Origin of the sequence: Anaerococcus faecalis (genome assembly GCF_013371425.1) — a bacterium.
Taxonomy (GTDB): domain Bacteria; phylum Bacillota; class Clostridia; order Tissierellales; family Peptoniphilaceae; genus Anaerococcus; species Anaerococcus porci.
Map to the genome: position 1 here is coordinate 42,791 of NZ_JABVBA010000013.1, position 18,175 is coordinate 60,965.

Consider the following 18,175-nt stretch of genomic DNA (forward strand, 5'->3'; position numbering starts at 1 on the left):
TTATAAAATTTCTTCAGCTATTTCTCTTAGTAAAGCAATTTTTTTCCATTGATCTTCTTCTTTTAATTTATTTCCTTCTTCTGTAGATGAGAAACCACATTGAGGTGAGATTGCTATTTGAGACTTATCAAGATATTTACTCGCTTCTTTTATTCTATCTATTATATCTTCCTTTTTTTCAAGATTAGCAAGTTTACTTGTTACAAGACCTAAAACAACACTTTTTCCTTCTGGAACTTTTTTTAAAGCTTCAAAGGAACCTGATCTTTTATCATCATATTCTAGGAAAAATCCATTTACATGTTCACCAGCTAGTAAATAGTCTGCTATCTTGTCATAACCACCCTTAAAATGAAAAGTTGATTTATAATTTCCTCTACAAATATGGGTAAGTACGTTCAATCCTATTGGAGCCTTGTCTATTGATTCGTTATTTATTTTTAGGTAAATTTCCTTTAACTTTTCAACATCTTTACCAGCTTTTTCATATTCTTTTATAGCATCATCGTCTACTAATGCTCCCCAAGTACAATCATCTATTTGAACTGTTCTACAACCTAAATCATAGATTTGTTGGAAAAATTCTCCATAAGCATTAGAAACATCTTTTATAAAATCTTCTTCATTTTCATAGATAGCCCCCTCTTTTATTTGAGTATAGACTGTTCTTAAAAATTGGGCTGGTGCAGGAATTGTTTGTTTTGCTTTGACCTCTTCTTCTTCAAATTGTTGCAAGAATTTAAAATGTTCTAAGAACGGATGGCCCTTAGCTGTTATTTTTCCAACTATCCTTACTGAATCAGGCCTAAGGGTTTCACCATGAAATTTTATTCTATCTTTTTCATCTAATTGGTATTTTTCTACTCCATTAAGTCCCCAGAAAAAATCATAATGCCACCAACTTCTCCTAAATTCACCATCTGTTATAAATTTAAGACCTGCTTCTTTTTCTTTTTTTACTAATTTTTCAATTTCTTCATCTTCAATTTTTCTTAATTCAACATCTGTAATAAATCCACTATCGTAGTCTTTTCTAGCCTTTTTAAGTCTTTCTGGCCTTAGAAATGATCCTACTATGTCGAATTTGTATGGTGCTTTGATTGTCATATTGTCTCCTTAAAATTATTATATTTTAGGCCTAAGTTAAATAGTAATGTTATGATAGCTTTTAAAATTCATAAAGTAAAACCTCATAAAATAATTAACATTCACGGTGTAAGGATACTTAAATGTCTCTTAGACTTTCTCTTTGGAAGTTTCCATTAAAAAAGTCCTTATCATTTCTTACGAAACAATAAGGACGAATTTTTCCGCGTTACCACCTTTTTTGCATATTATGCCACTTTAGATACTTTCATATCCTATCTCTATAACGGGAGATCCCGTCTTGCTCTAAATATCGAACAAGCCCATCGGAGGCCATTTTCATTTTTGCTTCATCTTATCCCTTCTCAGCTTATGGGACTCTCTGTTAAGTCTTGGCTAAATTACTTTTCTCGTTTTTTGGTTTTAATAAATACTTTAACTTAGAACATATTTTAACCTCAAATTTATTATATGTCAAATAATTTTAATTTTTTTAATAAATATGAAAATTTCCAGTTTTATAAGCACATTGAGTAAATCTCTTTTACATCAGCTGGACTAAGTTCAACAAATCCCTCTATCTTTCCTTTTTTACCACAGGCTTTTTTAGACATTTGATCAAACTTACTTTCATCTATGCCTATATCTTTCAAATTTGAATCAAGTTCTAGGTCTTTAAAGAAAAATTTATTTAACTTCTTGATTACAATCTTTCCTACTTCTAGCTTATCTAGGTTTTTATCTATATCAAAAACATTAACTCCTAAATCATAAAACTTATGGGCTGTTTTTTCATTTAGGACATACTCCATCCACCTTGGTGTAAGTATAGCAAGTCCAAGACCGTGAGTTATATCATAAAAGGCTGAAAGTTCATGCTCCATTGGGTGAACAGTCCAAGATGACTTACTTGATGCTGATACAAAGCCATTTATAGCCCAACTTGATGCCCACATAAGATTTGCTCTTGCCTCATAATTTTCAGGCTCCTTTAAGGCTATTGGACCATATTTTATTACGGTTTTCATAAGAGATTCCATTATCCTATCGAGCATGTACATAGATTCATCAACATTAAAATAATTTTCAAAAATGTGAGAAAGAATATCTACCGTCCCACAGGCTGTCTGGTATTTATTTACAGTATAGGTAAGTGTAGGATCTAGGAATGAAACCTTAGGTCTTGTATCTTTATGACCTGATGATAATTTTTCATTAGTTTCAAGATTTGTAATGACTCCTCCGCAGTCCATCTCACTTCCTGTAGCTGCCATTGTTAAGACTGTAAGTAGCGGTAGAGCTGGACTCATTGGCTTATTTTCTGATATAAATTTCCATGGATCAAAGTCAACCATAGCTCCTGCAGCCATAAATTTAGAAGCATCTATAGTTGAACCTCCACCTACTGCAATAATTGCACCTATCTCTTTTTCTTTTATTATTCTTATTCCCTCTCTAACAGAGTCTATTCTCGGATTTGGTTTTATTCCAGATAATTCATAAACTTTTACTCCACTTGCTTCAAGTTCTAATAAAACCTTCTCATAGATTCCGTTATCCTTAATAGAACCACCACCGTAGGTTAAAAGAATCTTATCTGTAAACTTCCTCGCCTCTTCCCCTATATAATCTAGAGCATCATCTCCAAAGTGTACTTTTGTTGGTATATCGTAAGTAAAATTTAACATAAAAACCCCCTTCTAGTTTATTTTTACCCAAAATTGTAAAATATCATTTAGTAAAATTATGAAAGTCTTTTAAAAAAATCTTTTTTAATATATAATTTTTAAAAAGGAGGTATTATGAATTATTTCGTATTAGTAGGAATACTTATTATAGTTATAGGGTTTGCCCTAAAACTTGATGTAGTAGCAGTCGTTTTATTCTCAAGCCTTGTTACAGGTCTTGTCTCAGGAATGAGCCTTATAAAAGTACTTGATTTAATTGGTAATGGATTTGTAAACAATAGGTACATGTCTTTATTTTTGTTAGGTTTACCACTTATAGCAATTATGGAAAGATATGGCTTAAAGGAAAGAGCTGCTGAAGCTATCCAAAAAATTAAATCAGCATCAGCTGGAGCTGTTATTGGTCTTTATATAGTTATAAGAACTGTAGCTGCGGCTCTTTCACTTAGATTAGGTGGTCATATTCAATTTATAAGGCCAATAATCTTACCAATGGCTCAAGGTGCAGCAGAGAAAAATCGCAAACTAACAGATGAAGAAATTGAGCAATTAAAGGCACTTGCAGGTGCTAGTGAAAATTATGGAAACTTTTTTGGTCAAAATATTTTCCCTGTTTCAAGTGGTGTTTTATTGATGCAAGGTGTACTTGCTGAAGCAGGTTATAATGTAACAGCAGCAAGCATAGCTAATGCATCAATATTCGCAGGTGTTGCTATGATAGTCATATCTCTTATCCAATGTTATTTATTTGAAAGAAAGATAAGAAAGGAGGATAAGAATGTTTAATTTTATCTATCAAAACACAATAATTATCGATGAATTTATTTATATAATTTGTGGTCTAATATGTTTGCTTGCAGGTATTAAAGGACTTTCTAATAAGAATGCTCCTATAGGGACATTTTTATTCTGGACTCTTTTAGGATTTTTATTCTCATGTGGTAAATTTATAATCGATAAGTTTCAATATGGTGGTGCATTTATAGGAGCAATCCTTATGGTTATTGCTATCATAACTGTAAGTAACAATGTTAAAATGGGTAATTTTAAAGAACAAAGTCAGGAACAAAAGATTAAATATGCTAAAATAGCTGGAAATAAAATCTTTATCCCAGCTTTGGCTATGGGAATTATAGCAATGATTATGTCTCAATTTAAAAGCTTTAAAATTGTAGTAGATTCAGCGAAGGATGGATCTGAAATATTCTTCGGTTTTTCAGCCGCCCAAGTTTTAGGAATAACTTCAGTTATAGCAATAATTCTTGCAATTGCAATTACTCATGCAAAATTTAAAGAAACTCGTGAAGATACAGCAAAAATGCTTATGCAAATAGGCTCATCATCCCTACTTCCACAACTTTTAGGAGCATTGGGTGGAATCTTTGCAACAGCAGGTGTAGGTGATATAATAGGAGCTGGTATGAGTGCAATAGTGCCAGCTGAATCAAAAGTATTTGGTGTAATAGCATACTGTATAGGAATGGTTTTATTTACTATGATTATGGGAAATGCCTTTGCAGCCTTTACGGTAATGACAATAGGTGTTGCAGTTCCATTTGTAATAGGAAATGGCGGAGATCCAGCCATAGTAGCATCTTTAGGAATGACTTGTGGTTTTTGTGGAACCTTGATGACCCCAATGGCAGCAAACTTTAATATAGTACCAGCAGCAATACTTGAGTGTGAAAATGAAAAATCAATAATGAAAATTCAAACACCAGTAGCCCTAGCACTTATAGTAGTTCACATTATCCTAATGCTTGTCTTAGCGTTTTAGGTAAAATAAAAGAGGATTTGCAAATAACTCATATGTCCACTTTACTAGATAAGACGGTAAAGTGGTATATGTCATAACTTGCAATTCCTCTTTATTGTTATTCTATAATGTTTGGATTTCCAATAAGTTTTGAATTGAAATAAATTTTTGCGGCATCTTCAACATATTCTGCTGATAAAAAGACACTCTCTAAATCTTTTCCACATGAAACAACCCCATGGTTTGCCAAAAGACATGAGTTTCTATCTTTTAGAAATGGAATAATAGCTTTAGCAAGCTCCTTACTTCCAGCAGGCTTAAATGGAGCAACTTTTATATCTCCACCTAAAAAAGGTTTCATTTCAATTAATATCAAGGGAATATTAACCCTAGAAACTGCAAATGAAGTAGCTACAGTAGAATGAGTATGGACTATGGCTTCATAATTTGGATATTTTTTGTATATTTCAAGATGCATCATCCACTCTGATGATGGCTTTTGCTCTTTTTTATATGCTGAACCATCTTTATGAATCCTAACTATATCTTCTTCTTTCATACTTTCATATGATAAACCAGATGGGGTAATATAATAGCTATCATCATTTTCTTTAATTGATATATTTCCACTTGTTCCTGCTACAAGACCTAGATTATAAAGTTTTTTTCCTGCTTCTACTAATTTTTTCCTATAATTCATACTTACTCCTTTATTATTCTTATACCTGATTTCTTAAATTTTCTAAAAATATCATCACTTATATTTTGGTCAGTTATAATCATATCTACCAATTTAGTTTCACAAAAAAATTTGGCAGTATCATCAGAAAACTTGGTATAGTCCATCAATGCAATACTTCTATCTGAACGACTAATCATCTTACTTCTTAAAAGTAAATTATCAAAATTATTATCTCCAAATCCTAAATCATGGTTTATAGTGGCAAAGCTTACAAAAGCTATATCCGACTTATAGTTTTCTATGTTATTCATAGTCAAAGCTCCCATAAAAGAATTACTATGTTTACTATATTTTCCTGCAAGAATAAAAAGTTCTATATTATTTGATTGACAGACTATATTCGCTATCTCCATAGAATTGGTAATGATTCTTACACAAAGCTTTTTCTCAACTATTAGCTTAGCCAACTCTATACAAGTAGTAGAATTGTCAACAAAAATAGTATCCTTGGTATGGATATATTTTATAGCAAGCTTTCCTATATATTGTTTTTCCTTCTTGCATAAATTTTTCTTTACTAGATTTGAAATACCAAAATACTTTTCATCTGTTGATACTGCTCCACCCCTAGTTCTTTTTAAAACATTTAAATTTTCTAATGCTATAAAATCTTTCCTAATAGTCTCCTCACTTACATTTATCTTTTTTGCAAATTCTTTTAAATTTAATAAGTGATTTCTATCTAGTTCTTTAATAATTTTATTATGTCTTTCTTCTTTAAGCATATTAGCTCCTACATTCCAATTTTTTCCAATTATAATAATATGATAACCTATAAATCTTAAAATTTCTAGTTTTTTATCATCATAAAATTCCAACTTTTTACAATAATATCTTTATTTTTTGTTTTTAATTTGTTATACTTATTGTAAATAAACTTAAAGGAGGTTTTATGAAAAATTCAAAGATATCCTTATTTGACCTCATAGGTATAGGAGTGGGGCAAATTATAGGATCAGGAGTTATGATTCTAACAGGTATTGCCATTGGAAAAACAGGACATGGTGTTCCCCTAGCATTTATTGTAGCAGGAATTATTGTCGCTATTACCAATATATGTCTTGCAACCCTAGGTTCTGCAATACCAGCAAATGGAGGACAATATACTTATGTAAGAGATCTTATAGGAAAGAAGGCAGGATTCTTCTATGTAGCTTTACTTGCAGCAGGACAACTAGTTTTAGCAAACTATGCAATCGGTTTCGCAGAGTATATGAAAGAGCTAATTCCCAGTATAAATGTAGGTATTGTTGCTGGTATAATGATGACAGTTGTATTTTTAGTAAATATAATGGGAGTTAAAACAGCAGTAAAATTTCAAAATTTACTAGTTATAGTGCTGGTAATCTCTATTGGCCTATTTATAGTATTAGGCTTTCCAAAAATCACCACATTCAAACCTTATACCCAAATGAAGACTATTATGCCAAATGGTTTTACAGAGTTTGTAGCCGGTATTTTCTTGGTAAGATTTTCTCTTGTTGGTGCTGAATACATAAACGAATTTGGTGAAGATGCTGAAAATCCCGGCAAAAATATTCCGCTAGCTATGATAATTTCAACTGTATTGGTTTCAATAATATATTTATGTGTTGGTTTTGTAGCAACTGGAGTACTTCCTATTGAAGAAGTTGCTTATAAAACTTTAGGAAATGTAGCAAATGAAATATTCACGAAACCTATTTACTATTTCTTTATGGTAGGTGGTGCTATGTTTGCAGTTGCATCATCTTTAAATGCTGTTTTTGCGTGGGCTCCTAAAGGATTAGCTGTTGCTGTTGAAGATGGTTGGTTGCCTAAAATTTTAGCTAAAAGAAATAAGAAATTTAATACCCCTCACTTCCTTTTACTAATATTTTATATTCTTGGAATGATTCCAATAGTAACTGGTGGAACACTTGAAATAATTGCTGTTTTAGGAAATAATATAGGTCTAATATTTGCAGCGATGCCTATTATAGCTGTTATGTTTCTACCAAAAAGAAATAAAGATGCTTATGAAAAGGCTTACTTTAAACTTCCTAGATGGGCTATGACTGTTCTACCTATATTTTGCCTGTTTGTATTTGCAGGTGGGTTTTATTCTAATATTGACTTTATAGGTCCATTTGGTATAGGAGTTATGTTTATCTATTGTGTAATAGTCGCCATTTATGCTAAGTTAAGAGAACCATATGTAAAAATAAGGAGTAAAGATGATAAATAAAAAATCTTATGATTCTTATAAAAAATCAGCTGATTATATAAAATCAATAATAAAAGATGAAGTATCTTATGCAGTAGTTTTAGGAACAGGTCTTGGAAAGCTATTAGATATTATGGAAGATAAGATAGAAATACCATATACAGATATACCTGATTTCCTAGAATCTACCGTAAAAAGTCACCCGGGGAAGTTTATATATGGAAAACTTTCTGGAAAAAAAGTCTTATGTATGGCTGGAAGATTCCATTATTATGAAGGATATGAATATAGTGAACTTGCAAGACCAGTATATGTTATGAAACTTTTAGGTATAAAAACCCTAATTTTAACAAATGCAGCTGGTGCTATTAATTACAATATTCATCCTGGTGATATATGTCTAATAACAGACCACCTAAACTTTGCATCTGTTAGTCCAACCAGAGGAAATAATCTATATGAGTTTGGGGAAAGATTTTATCCAATAGATAACTTATATGATAAAGAATTAAGAAAAGTAGCAATAAAGTCAGCAATCGAAGAAGGTTTTGCCTTAAAAGAAGGAGTTTACTTCTATACAGTGGGGCCTTTTTTTGAAACACCAGCAGAAATTAGAGCTATGAGACTTTTAGGTGCAGACATGGTTGGTATGTCTACCTTAACAGAATCACTTACAGCAGGCCATTGTGGTATAAAGGTCTTATGCCTATCTCTTGCAACAAACTACAGTTCAGATAGGATAGAAAATATGGATGGAAGTGAAGTGGAAGAAGTTGCTGAAAAAGCATCAGATAAGTTCCAAAGACTTATTTTAAATATCTTAAAGAAAATATAATAGAAAGGAGTACTCGTGGAAAGATACGATTACAATTTGCCTTATATGCTCCAATATGAACATGTGGCTTGGTATGAAGAAGGAGAAGTCAAAATCTTAGATAGGAGAATATATCCAAAAGAAGTATCATACGTTAATTGTAAATCATACATGGATGTTCGCCAAGCTATAAAGGACATGGTAACCCAAAGTGCAGGTCCTTATACTGCAGCTGGAATGGGAATGGCTCTTGCAGCTTATCAGGCAAGAAATCTTGAAGATGATGATAAAATAGAGTTTCTAAAAAATGCGTCCGAACAAATTGCAACTGCTCGCCCAACTACAGCAAATAGGATGAGAAAAATCACTGAAAATAGTCTGTATATTGGAATTAAAGCTATAAAAGAGAAAAAGAATCCAGCTGAAGCTATTAAGAATGATACCATAAAATCTCTTAATAGAAGATATTCAACTATGAAAATTGTAGCTAAAAATCTATGTTCACTTATAAAAGATGGGGATAAGATTCTAACTCAATGTTTTGGCGAAACAATTATAGGAATGATGTTAAGAATCCTAAAAGAAGAAGAGAAAAATGTAAGTTTTTACTGTGCCGAAACTCGTCCATACTATCAGGGAGCAAGACTTACAGCAACTTGTTGTAGTGAAATGGGATTTGAAACAACCATTGTTACAGATAATGCCATAGCATATCTTATGGAAAATATTGGTATAGATTTATTTACATCTGCAGCTGATACAATCACAAGAGATGGAAATGTTGCTAATAAAATAGGAACCTACCAAATAGCTATACTTTCTAAACATTTTAATATTCCTTACTATGTAACAGGTATACCAGATGATGATAAATATACAAGAGAGGATATTACTATAGAAATGCGTGACCCAAATCTTGTCCTAGAAGGAAGAACAGCAAAAAATGTCAAAGCACTGTATCCTTCATTTGATATAACAGGAAAGGAATTTATAGATAAGATAGTAACTGATAAGGGAAACTATGATCCTGAAAATCTCCACACATATTTTGATAGTGAAACCAAGAGATTTTATTAGTTTTATAACACAAAAATAGAATTTTTATTAATTTATAAAAAGCGAGATTAAAAACTCGCTTTTTACTATGATATAAAGTCTTCTTACTTAAACAAAATCGCTACTATATAGAAGACTCTATAATATATCATTAACAAAGTATTTTTAATCTTTTTGTTATTTCCATAAAAATAAAATCATCGAAAAAAGAAATGGTCTAATAAGAATTTTATATAAAACTTACTATAAATTAAATATTTAGAAAATTAAAGATTAGTGTTAGTCTTTCTTAAGTATATTGTAACATTAATCATAAAAAGCAATATTGCGAGAACTACAATAATTACTTGTTCAAATTTTTCAAACTACATTTATATTAGACTAATCAATAATAGTTGTAATTGTAGTACTTTTTAGTTTCAACATTATTAATTACAAAAACTATTTATCAAAAAAATAATTTTATAAAACTAAGTTTAGTATTAGTAGATGAAAATTTAAAGCTCATAAATTTCAAAAAGTCCGAATTTATATTGTGGAAGATTTATTAGGAAAAATTCTTAAAAGTACTGAAATAAAATAAGATAGCTTATTAATATTGAAATTAAGCTATCTTATAAAAATTGGTGGAGAATAGGGGACTTGAACCCCTGACCTCATGGCTGCCAGCCATGCGCTCTCCCAGCTGAGCTAATTCCCCATGAATTTAATAAATATAATATATCATATTGAACTTAAAAAGTCCATATAAAAATACCCTAATAAATAAGATAATTCTACTAATTTAAATAATCCTATTTTAATAAATATTCAATTTAAATATTTAACCATCAGATTTTTTCAAGTTATCGATTTGTGTCTTTAAATCCTCACTTAAGCTCTTGCGGACCCTTAAGCTATCCATATCCAATAAAGCTTTACTTTCCTTAATATTTTTACTTCCAGTATTTGCTAATCATAAGTCAATAGCCTTATTAAGATTAATATTTTCTTTAGCCTTTGCTTTTGAATTACCATAGTGTGTATATTTTGCCCACTTTAAAGCAAACTGGCTTATTTTAAATTCAAATGATTCAAGCTCTATATTATCAAATTATTCTTTAAAATAGTAAAATAATTCATATCACAAGATATAAAAAGTAAAAAATACCAGAGAAAGTGTTAAACTAGCTCTGGCATTTAGTTCAAAATTATGAAATTACTATAAATATTTAGAATTCTTATTAAATTAAGTCTATGACATTGTCCATCCACCATCAACTGGTAGGGCATGTCCTGTTATATAAGATGATTGATCACTAGCTAAAAATAGAGCTGCTTTAGCTATATCTTCAACAGTTCCAAATCTTGCCATAGGTATTGGTGAAAGATAAGCATTGCACATATCTTTATCTTCTAGAGTTTCTTTTGTCATGCTTGTCTTTGATGTACCAGGACATATTGCATTAACTCTTATCCCATCTTTGGCATAATCTACTGCTAAAGCTTGAGTTAGAGAAATTACTGCCCCCTTACTTGCACCATAAGCTACTGCTTGAGGAAATCCTATGATTCCACCAGCTGATGCAGTATTTATAATAACTCCTTTAGATTCTTTTAAATATTTCATAGCATACTTACATGCTAAAAAGATAGAATCAACATTTACACCGAAAGAAGTTTTGAAATCGTCAAAGCTTACTTCTTCAACATTACCTGGCTTAAATACACCAGCGTTGTTAAAAAGTATATCTATCTTTCCAAATTCATTGACTGCTTCTGCTATAAAGTTTTTAACATCAGAATCCTTTGAAACATCTGCCTTAACAGAGATAGCTTTTCCTCCATCTTTTTTTATTTCTTCTACAGTTTCCTTTGCAGATTCTTCATTATAATCTACTGCCACAATCTTAGCTCCCTCTTTTGCAAAAAGCTTTGATGTAAGCTTACCAAACCCTGAGCCTGCACCTGTAATAACTGCTACCTTATCTTTTAATAACATAGTATACTTCCTTTCTTAATTTTCCATCTTAATATATACCCTATTTTTTCAAAAAATCACCAAAAATAAAAATATTATTAATTCTTCAATATAAATAAAACTATCTCATTTTATAAATAACAAGTTATTTAAACTTTTCCTAACTAATACAAATCATAATAATATATTATTGAACTTATTAAAAGAAAATCTTTAAATTAAGTATTATTTTTGTTGCACTCTTTTCTAAATATATCTAAGATTTGTTATATAATATAGCAATAGCTTGATATATAATTTTAAGAAATATCTAACAAGTTTAAGTGAAATCTAGCTATATTATAGAAAATTCTAGAGTATGAGAACTCTTCAAATACAATAGTTAAAAAAATGCGAATTTTGATAAATAGGAGATTTGAAACTTTTATGCTTCTTCAAACTTATATTTTAATACTCAATTTTAACTTATTTTACTATTATATGAACAAAACTTATAAACACTGTATAACTTAAGTAAAAAATTATTTTCGTTTATTTTCTATTGGTCAACTCAAAGATTTATCTTACTATTCAACTAATTTATTATACTTTTTTATAATTTTCTCATCAAATTTGTCTGTTTTTTATGGTTATCATTGTATAAAGCTTGGTAAATAGTGATATAACTAGGTAATATAAGACCTTATCATGATGATTTTCTATAGAAAATTCTATTCCTACCCTATCGTCAAAATCTGCCAAAATTTTTTCTTTTGCATCTTGGAATATTTCTACAAAATTATCATACACAGCTTTTAGGGTAAAAGTTTTTACCTCAATTTCGATTCCTTTTGAAATTTCATCAATTTGCAAGGCTTGTTTGAATATAATAATAGTTAAAAGTTGGGCTATAGAATCTCTATAATACTTTTTCTTAATAGGCTCCTTAATATGACCTTGCTTTACATAGTTATTTATCATTGATGATGTTATGAAATTTTCTCCATATATAAAAAGAGGTGCTAAAATATTTTTAACAAAACTTATTAGCTCTTCTTTATAAAGCCCATCATTTGGAATGTTTTTCCAACTTGGTAGAGTAAGCTTTCTTAATTGTTCTAATTCTTTCATCGTTCCTATATTTTTCATAAGTCACCTCAAAGCCATTATACTTTATCTAGTATCTAAAAGTAATATAAAATAAAAAATCATTATTCAATTAAGCTTTTATTAAATCACTTAGAACTAGTAACTTAGTTCTAATATCTTTATTTAAAAAAAATTCATAAGGAATTTTATTCTCATTTTCTTATATTAAACTTCTAAGTCTATAATTTTATATGCCAAAACATCAACAAGACCTAAATCAGTTAAACCTAATTTTGGCACTACTGGAAGAGCTATAAAACTTAGGGTCATAAAAGGTGATTTCAAATCACAGCCTAAGTCTTTTGCTATCTTATTCAAAGCACTTATTTCACTTTCTACTTCTTCTACACCTTTCTCGCTCATAAGTCCACCAATAGGAAGTTTCATTTCGCCAATTATTTCACCATCAAGGCTTATTGCTATACCACCGTTTATCTTCTCTATATGATTTACAGCCTTGGCCATGTCATAATCATTTTCTCCTACTACAACTATATTATGGTTGTCATGACTCATTGAGTAAGCTAAAGCTCCCTTTTTAAGTCCCATCCCACGAACAAAACCTAAACCTATATTTCCATTTTTTCCATATCTTTCAACAACTGCAATTTTTATAATATCCCTAGCAAGATTATTTTGAATTTCTCCTTTTTTTACATCAAGCTCTTGTATTAGAATATTATTTATAATTTGATCTTTGATAAGATCAATCACCCTTACCATAGTCTTATTTTCTCTATTAGATTTTATTGAGAAAGACTTAAAATCTATAGGATTTAAAAGCTTTACTGTATCTTTAATCCAAGCTGGATACTCTCTTTTTTCAATCTTTCTAAGCATCTTTCCATTTTCTGCTACTAAATCTCCTTCATAAAACACCATGTCAGGGTATTTTTGACTTAAGTCTTTTGATATTACTATATCTGCAAGTCTTCCTGGAGATATAGAACCTATTTCATCTTCTATTCTAAAGTGTTTAGCTGCATTTACACTTGCAATCTTTATAGCATCTATCATATCCATTCCTAGTTCTATCGATCTTTTTACGTTGTAGTTAATATGACCTTCTTCTAGGGTATCGTCAACATGCTTATCATCAGTACAAAACATGAAATTTTCTATAGGAAGATTATGATTAAGAATAGCCCTAATCATTGTATCAAGATTTCTTTCAGATGAACCTTCTCTTATAAATACGCTCATTCCAACTCTAAGCCTTTGAATCATTTCTTCTTTTGTTACACATTCATGATCATCTAAAATTCCCGCTGATGCATAAATATTTAAATCATGACCTAATCTTCCTATAGCATGACCATTGACTATTTTTCTTCTTTTAATTGTATTTGAAATCATTTGGATATAGTCTTCATTTATAGATAAGATTTTAGCAGGATCAATCTCGCCCATACTCAAACTTTCATTTTTTTGCATAAGTCTATCCATAGATCCTACATCTATTATATCTCCTGTTGTCTCAAGACCTGGTGCTGCTGGAACACATGAAGATACTTCTACAAACATATGATAAGGAAGATTTTTAGAAGAAATTAACATCTCTTCTATTCCCTTTTCACCAGCTACATTTGCAATCTCCATCATATCAGAAAATACACTAGTTACTCCAAATGGAACTATAAGATTTGCCAAAGCTTCCGGTGAGAGCATTGTTGATTCAAAATGCATATGGGAGTCTATAAGGCCAGGATAAGCATACATATCCTTGCAATCGATTTCTTTTCTTGCATGTAAATTTGTATTTGGATCTATAGATACTATTCTTTTATTATTTATGTAAATATTGGTTTCTAATATTTCTTTAGAATAAACATTTATTAGTTTAACATTATTAAGAACCAAATCGCAATCTTCTTTACCTAGTCCAACTTTGATATTTTTTATTATTTCATCTTTACTTCTCATCTTATGAGCCTCCATATATGTATATTTAAATATATTATATCACATATCATTAAGGCATTATATTAAAAAAGGGATATTGCTAAATGAATTAATCGTTCTATCATTACAAGATTCTCAAAGACAATTTGGCCTCCATGAGCTGAAAGGATATTCTCAAATTGTCTATAAGTAACTTGTAATGATAGAAATTCATAATTTGCAACAGTCCCTTAATTGTTTATTAAGCTGTCATTATTTTGAGATCATCTTCTACATTTGTAATTGGTGCAATATTGAAGTTTTCTACTAAAAAGTTTACTACTGTTTCTGAAAGAAATGCAGGAAGTGTTGGTCCAAGGTGGATATTTTTAACTCCAAGACTTAACAAGGCAAGTAAAACTATAACTGCTTTTTGTTCATACCAAGCTATATTAAATTCAAGTGGTAGGTCATTTACGCTATCAAGTTCAAATGCATCTTTAAGTAAAAGTGCAGTTTTAACTAATGAGTATGAATCGTTACATTGACCTGCATCGAGTACTCTTGGTATTCCATTTATATCTCCAAGATTTAATTTGTTATACCTATATTTAGCACAACCTGCAGTCAAGATTACATAGTCTTTTGGAAGTTTTTCAGCAAATTCTGTATAGTAAGATCTATCTTTAAATCTTCCATCACATCCTGCCATTACTACAAATTTTTTAATATTTCCTGCCTTTATTTCTTCTACTATATTGCCTGCCAAAGCTTCTACTTGATTATGGGCAAATCCACCTACAATTTTTGTATCTTCTAAGTTTTCTGGAGCATTGCACTCTTTAGCTTTCTTAATTATTTCAGAAAAGTCTTTGTATCCATTTTCATCAGCACTAATGTGTTTGGCTCCTGGATAGCCTGCATTTCCTGTCGTATAAAGCCTATCAAGATAATCATTATCTTTTTTTAGTGGAACTATACAATTAGTTGTCATTAAAATTGGTCCATTAAATTTTTGGAATTCATCATTTTGAGTCCACCAACTATTTCCATAATTTCCATGGAAGTGATCATACGTCTTGAACTTAGGATAGTAGTTTGCTGGAAGCATTTCAGAATGAGTATAAATATCTACTCCACTGTCCTTTGTTTGTTCAAGTAGCATTTCCATATCATTTAAGTCATGACCTGATATAAGTATTGCTGGTCTATCTCCTGCAGAAAAATCAACTTCTGTTATTTCTGGATTTCCAAACTTTTCTGTATTAGCACGGTCAAGGGTTTCCATCGCCATAAGACCATGTTCACCAGTTTTTATAGTTAAATCTATTAGGTTATTTATATCCTTATCATCTTTTAGACTTTCTTCTAAAGTTTTTGCTATAAACCTATCAACTTCTTTATTTCTATATCCTAGGACATTGGCATGATGATTGTAGGCTGCCATACCTTTAAGTCCGTATGTTATAAGCTCAACTAGAGATCTTTCGTCCTCATTTACTATATTGAGTACACCTACTTCTATCGCCTTTCTTTTTAGCTCATTCCTATCGTCAGTTGTGTAAAGAGCAGCCTCTGATAATCCTACTAAGTTATTTTCTTCTATTAACTTATCTTTTAACTTTATAGTATCTTCTACCTTATCTAGTATATCTTCCTTATCAAAGTTTGCATTTGTGATTGTTACAAACATATTGTTTGAAATTAAATCATAGTATTTTTCATCTACATTTTCTATATTATTAAGAACTTCAGCAAGTCCTTTTGTTACATATATTAATAAATCTTGGCTATTTGCAGTATCTTCATTTTTTCCACAAACTCCAACCTTAGTACAGCCTTTGTTGCCAGCTGTTTCTTGACATTGAAAACAAAACATAATCAAAAATCCTTTCTTTTTTTTAATTTACATACCTATCATACAAGAGATGAAATTTTTAATCGGTAACCTATGTTACATGGGTAAATTTTTATTGGAAAATGTAAAAGTATAAGTAAGAAAATCATGATTTTATAGGTTTTTTATATGTTTTTTATAATTAAATGACTTTAAGAATAATTATTAGATAATATAGGGATATCTAAAAATAAATTCTACTTATTTTTAGACAAATAGTGGATAAATTTGATTAAAAGATTCTGTAAAAAAGCATTATATAGTAGATTTCCTAATAAGATAAGCTCCAAGCTAACATTAGTTTGGAGCTTATTTTTACTTATCCAATTTTTTTAAATGCTCTTTTGCATGCTTTATATACTCTTGCATAACCTTGATTCTTGCATATTTTTTTTGGTTTCCCTCAACAATAATCCATGGTGCATAGTCTACATTTGTCCTTTCCAGCATCTCATTCATAGATTCTATATATTGATCCCACTTTTTTCTATTTCTCCAATCTTCATCTGTAATCTTATATTGTTTATCTGGCTCTCTTTGTCGATCTTTAAATCTTTTTAATTGTTCATCCTTATCAATCATTACAAAAAATTTCAAAATCAGAGAACCATGATCATAGATTTGTTTTTCCATATCAAGTATTTCATCATAGGCTCTATCCCATTCATTTACCTTGGCAAAGCCCTCTACCCTTTCAACCATAACCCTTCCATACCATGATCTTGAAAATATTCCTACATATCCATCCTTAGGAAGTTTTTTGTAAAAACGCCATAAATAGTTATGATCAAGTTCCTCTTTTGATGGAGCTGATATACCATGGACTTCAAAAAGTCTTGGATCGACTTCTTTTATAAGCCTTTCAATCGCCCCGTCTTTTCCTGCCGCATCAACCCCTTCAAATACAATAACTTGACTTATTCCCTTTTCATAGTATTTATACATAATTTCAGCAACCTCTTTTTGAAGTTTATTTTTTTTCTCTTCATAATCCTCGTCAGAAATTGCCTTTGATAGGTCAATAGCTTGCAAAATATTACTTCTTAGCCTATAATCACGCTCAACATTCTCATTTTCTTCCCTTTGTCTTATAACCCTCTCAATTCCTTGGGTAATTTTGTCTATGGCAAGTCCTAAGACTTCCTTACTGGCGGACTTTTTGTCATTTGCATCTATAATATCCCAGGGAGAGTAAGAAAGATCTGTCATCTCAAGCATTTTTGAAAAGTGTTTTTCATATTCTTTGTAATTTTCTTGTTGATCCCAATCAAGACCATCTAGGTAAAAATCTTCCTTCACAGAATCTTCTAATTTCTCAATTCTTTTCTTTTGCTCCTCTTTATCAACATTTAAGAAAAATTTAAGGATAATAGTTTGGTCATCATAAAGAGCTTTTTCTATAGACTTTATAGAATCGATTCTTTTTTTTAGCTTTTTCCCATCAAAATTCTTTTTCTCAAATAACTTATAATAAAAAGACCTATCAAATATCTTAATATGACCCTTCTTAGGCGTATTTATCCAAAATTTTCTTATAAAAGGATATAAATTATCCTCACGCTCATCCTTATCAAAAACTTCAACATCATAGTTTTTGGCCGCAAATTCACGAGTCAAGTCTTTTATAACATATCCACGGCCTGATGATTCCCATCCATCTACGATTATTAATATTGGAATAGAAAAGTCATTACAAATTCTTGCAACACGACCAAGTCTTTCAGCAAGCTCTGATCTTTTAAAATTTTGAAACTTCTTTTTTCTATTATCATCAATTAATTTACTCATAAAGCCCCCTTTTGAATATTTTTACCCGAAAATTAGACTAATTTATTAAATTTAATAAACTTAGCTTGATAGAGTCCGTATAATTGTGTAAAAAGAAAAAGGTCATTTGAAACCTAAACTAGTACAATGTTTTTAACAAGCCAAAACTAAACTAGGAGGTATCAAATGACCCAATTACATTTTACAATTAATCA

Annotated in this window: 14 protein-coding genes, 1 tRNA gene and 1 other annotated feature; of the genes, 5 read left to right on the plus strand and 10 right to left on the minus strand. The window is 30.3% G+C overall.

What is annotated here, in order from left to right; genetic code table 11:
* Together HV819_RS10390 and HV819_RS10395 are read right to left on the minus strand one after the other, a co-directional pair.
* Positions 1 to 1,107 (minus strand): 5-methyltetrahydropteroyltriglutamate--homocysteine S-methyltransferase, encoded by a 1,107-nt coding sequence (locus HV819_RS10390; protein ID WP_176270168.1) that lies wholly within the window; start codon positions 1,105 to 1,107, stop codon positions 1 to 3.
* A 186-nt stretch (positions 1,108 to 1,293) separates the two neighbouring features.
* Positions 1,294 to 1,512: a binding site (T-box leader), on the minus strand.
* 92 nt (positions 1,513 to 1,604) lie between these two features.
* Complete coding sequence (locus HV819_RS10395; RefSeq protein WP_154540459.1) at positions 1,605 to 2,774, minus strand: iron-containing alcohol dehydrogenase; 1,170 nt, start codon at positions 2,772 to 2,774, stop codon at positions 1,605 to 1,607.
* 114 nt (positions 2,775 to 2,888) lie between these two features.
* Between HV819_RS10395 and HV819_RS10400 the strand changes: the two genes are divergently transcribed.
* Positions 2,889 to 3,560, plus strand: a complete 672-nt coding sequence (locus tag HV819_RS10400; RefSeq protein ID WP_154540457.1) for a DUF969 domain-containing protein — start codon at positions 2,889 to 2,891, stop codon at positions 3,558 to 3,560.
* Complete coding sequence (locus HV819_RS10405; RefSeq protein ID WP_176270169.1) at positions 3,553 to 4,551, plus strand: DUF979 domain-containing protein; 999 nt, start codon at positions 3,553 to 3,555, stop codon at positions 4,549 to 4,551. The genes HV819_RS10400 and HV819_RS10405 overlap by 8 nt, the downstream gene beginning before the upstream one ends.
* A 97-nt stretch (positions 4,552 to 4,648) precedes the next feature.
* On the opposite strand, the gene HV819_RS10410 is transcribed toward HV819_RS10405, so the two are convergent.
* A complete protein-coding gene (locus HV819_RS10410) occupies positions 4,649 to 5,230 on the minus strand; it encodes a class II aldolase/adducin family protein (protein ID WP_176270170.1) in 582 nt (193 codons plus the stop codon).
* 2 nt (positions 5,231 to 5,232) lie between these two features.
* Entirely contained in the window at positions 5,233 to 5,997 is a 765-nt protein-coding gene (locus tag HV819_RS10415) for a DeoR/GlpR family DNA-binding transcription regulator (RefSeq protein WP_154540451.1), read from the minus strand.
* A gap of 167 nt (positions 5,998 to 6,164) precedes the next feature.
* Here HV819_RS10415 and HV819_RS10420 point away from each other — a divergent pair, with 167 nt between their 5' ends.
* From HV819_RS10420 to HV819_RS10430, 3 genes are read left to right on the plus strand one after another with little or no spacing between them, the layout of a single operon-like run.
* Positions 6,165 to 7,478, plus strand: coding sequence for an APC family permease (locus HV819_RS10420; RefSeq protein ID WP_154540449.1), 1,314 nt, complete (start codon positions 6,165 to 6,167; stop codon positions 7,476 to 7,478).
* The gene (locus tag HV819_RS10425; RefSeq protein ID WP_176270171.1) at positions 7,468 to 8,292 is read left to right on the plus strand and encodes a purine-nucleoside phosphorylase; all 825 of its coding nucleotides are present in this window, start codon (positions 7,468 to 7,470) and stop codon (positions 8,290 to 8,292) included. Before HV819_RS10420 ends, HV819_RS10425 begins: the two co-directional genes overlap by 11 nt.
* Positions 8,293 to 8,307: 15 nt before the next feature.
* Positions 8,308 to 9,348 (plus strand): s-methyl-5-thioribose-1-phosphate isomerase, encoded by a 1,041-nt coding sequence (locus tag HV819_RS10430; RefSeq protein WP_176270172.1) that lies wholly within the window; start codon positions 8,308 to 8,310, stop codon positions 9,346 to 9,348.
* Positions 9,349 to 9,951: 603 nt separating this feature from the next.
* Here HV819_RS10430 and HV819_RS10435 read toward each other — a convergent pair.
* The 6 genes from HV819_RS10435 to HV819_RS10460 form a co-directional block, all read right to left on the minus strand.
* Positions 9,952 to 10,027, minus strand: a tRNA-Ala gene (locus tag HV819_RS10435).
* A 534-nt stretch (positions 10,028 to 10,561) separates the two neighbouring features.
* Positions 10,562 to 11,308, minus strand: coding sequence for an SDR family NAD(P)-dependent oxidoreductase (locus tag HV819_RS10440; RefSeq protein WP_176270173.1), 747 nt, complete (start codon positions 11,306 to 11,308; stop codon positions 10,562 to 10,564).
* 585 nt (positions 11,309 to 11,893) lie between these two features.
* Complete coding sequence (locus HV819_RS10445; RefSeq protein ID WP_176270174.1) at positions 11,894 to 12,415, minus strand: DUF1836 domain-containing protein; 522 nt, start codon at positions 12,413 to 12,415, stop codon at positions 11,894 to 11,896.
* A gap of 165 nt (positions 12,416 to 12,580) precedes the next feature.
* Positions 12,581 to 14,338 (minus strand): adenine deaminase, encoded by a 1,758-nt coding sequence (gene ade / locus HV819_RS10450; RefSeq protein ID WP_176270175.1) that lies wholly within the window; start codon positions 14,336 to 14,338, stop codon positions 12,581 to 12,583.
* A gap of 220 nt (positions 14,339 to 14,558) precedes the next feature.
* Positions 14,559 to 16,175, minus strand: coding sequence for a hydroxylamine reductase (hcp, locus tag HV819_RS10455; RefSeq protein ID WP_176270176.1), 1,617 nt, complete (start codon positions 16,173 to 16,175; stop codon positions 14,559 to 14,561).
* Positions 16,176 to 16,508: 333 nt separating this feature from the next.
* Entirely contained in the window at positions 16,509 to 17,981 is a 1,473-nt protein-coding gene (locus HV819_RS10460) for a hypothetical protein (RefSeq protein WP_176270177.1), read from the minus strand.
* Positions 17,982 to 18,175: the final 194 nt, after the last annotated feature.

Excerpts from the sequence above, each read along its gene's own strand:
- HV819_RS10390 (WP_176270168.1), bottom strand. The coding sequence starts at position 1,107 with ATGACAATCAAAGCACCATACAAATTCGACATAGTAGGATCATTTCTA.
- HV819_RS10410 (WP_176270170.1), bottom strand. The coding sequence starts at position 5,230 with ATGAATTATAGGAAAAAATTAGTAGAAGCAGGAAAAAAACTTTATAAT.
- HV819_RS10405 (WP_176270169.1), top strand. The coding sequence starts at position 3,553 with ATGTTTAATTTTATCTATCAAAACACAATAATTATCGATGAATTTATT.
- HV819_RS10420 (WP_154540449.1), top strand. The coding sequence starts at position 6,165 with ATGAAAAATTCAAAGATATCCTTATTTGACCTCATAGGTATAGGAGTG.
- HV819_RS10445 (WP_176270174.1), bottom strand. The coding sequence starts at position 12,415 with ATGAAAAATATAGGAACGATGAAAGAATTAGAACAATTAAGAAAGCTT.
- hcp (WP_176270176.1), bottom strand. The coding sequence starts at position 16,175 with ATGTTTTGTTTTCAATGTCAAGAAACAGCTGGCAACAAAGGCTGTACT.
- HV819_RS10395 (WP_154540459.1), bottom strand. The coding sequence starts at position 2,774 with ATGTTAAATTTTACTTACGATATACCAACAAAAGTACACTTTGGAGAT.
- HV819_RS10415 (WP_154540451.1), bottom strand. The coding sequence starts at position 5,997 with ATGCTTAAAGAAGAAAGACATAATAAAATTATTAAAGAACTAGATAGA.
- HV819_RS10440 (WP_176270173.1), bottom strand. The coding sequence starts at position 11,308 with ATGTTATTAAAAGATAAGGTAGCAGTTATTACAGGTGCAGGCTCAGGG.
- HV819_RS10400 (WP_154540457.1), top strand. The coding sequence starts at position 2,889 with ATGAATTATTTCGTATTAGTAGGAATACTTATTATAGTTATAGGGTTT.
- HV819_RS10425 (WP_176270171.1), top strand. The coding sequence starts at position 7,468 with ATGATAAATAAAAAATCTTATGATTCTTATAAAAAATCAGCTGATTAT.
- ade (WP_176270175.1), bottom strand. The coding sequence starts at position 14,338 with ATGAGAAGTAAAGATGAAATAATAAAAAATATCAAAGTTGGACTAGGT.
- HV819_RS10460 (WP_176270177.1), bottom strand. The coding sequence starts at position 17,981 with ATGAGTAAATTAATTGATGATAATAGAAAAAAGAAGTTTCAAAATTTT.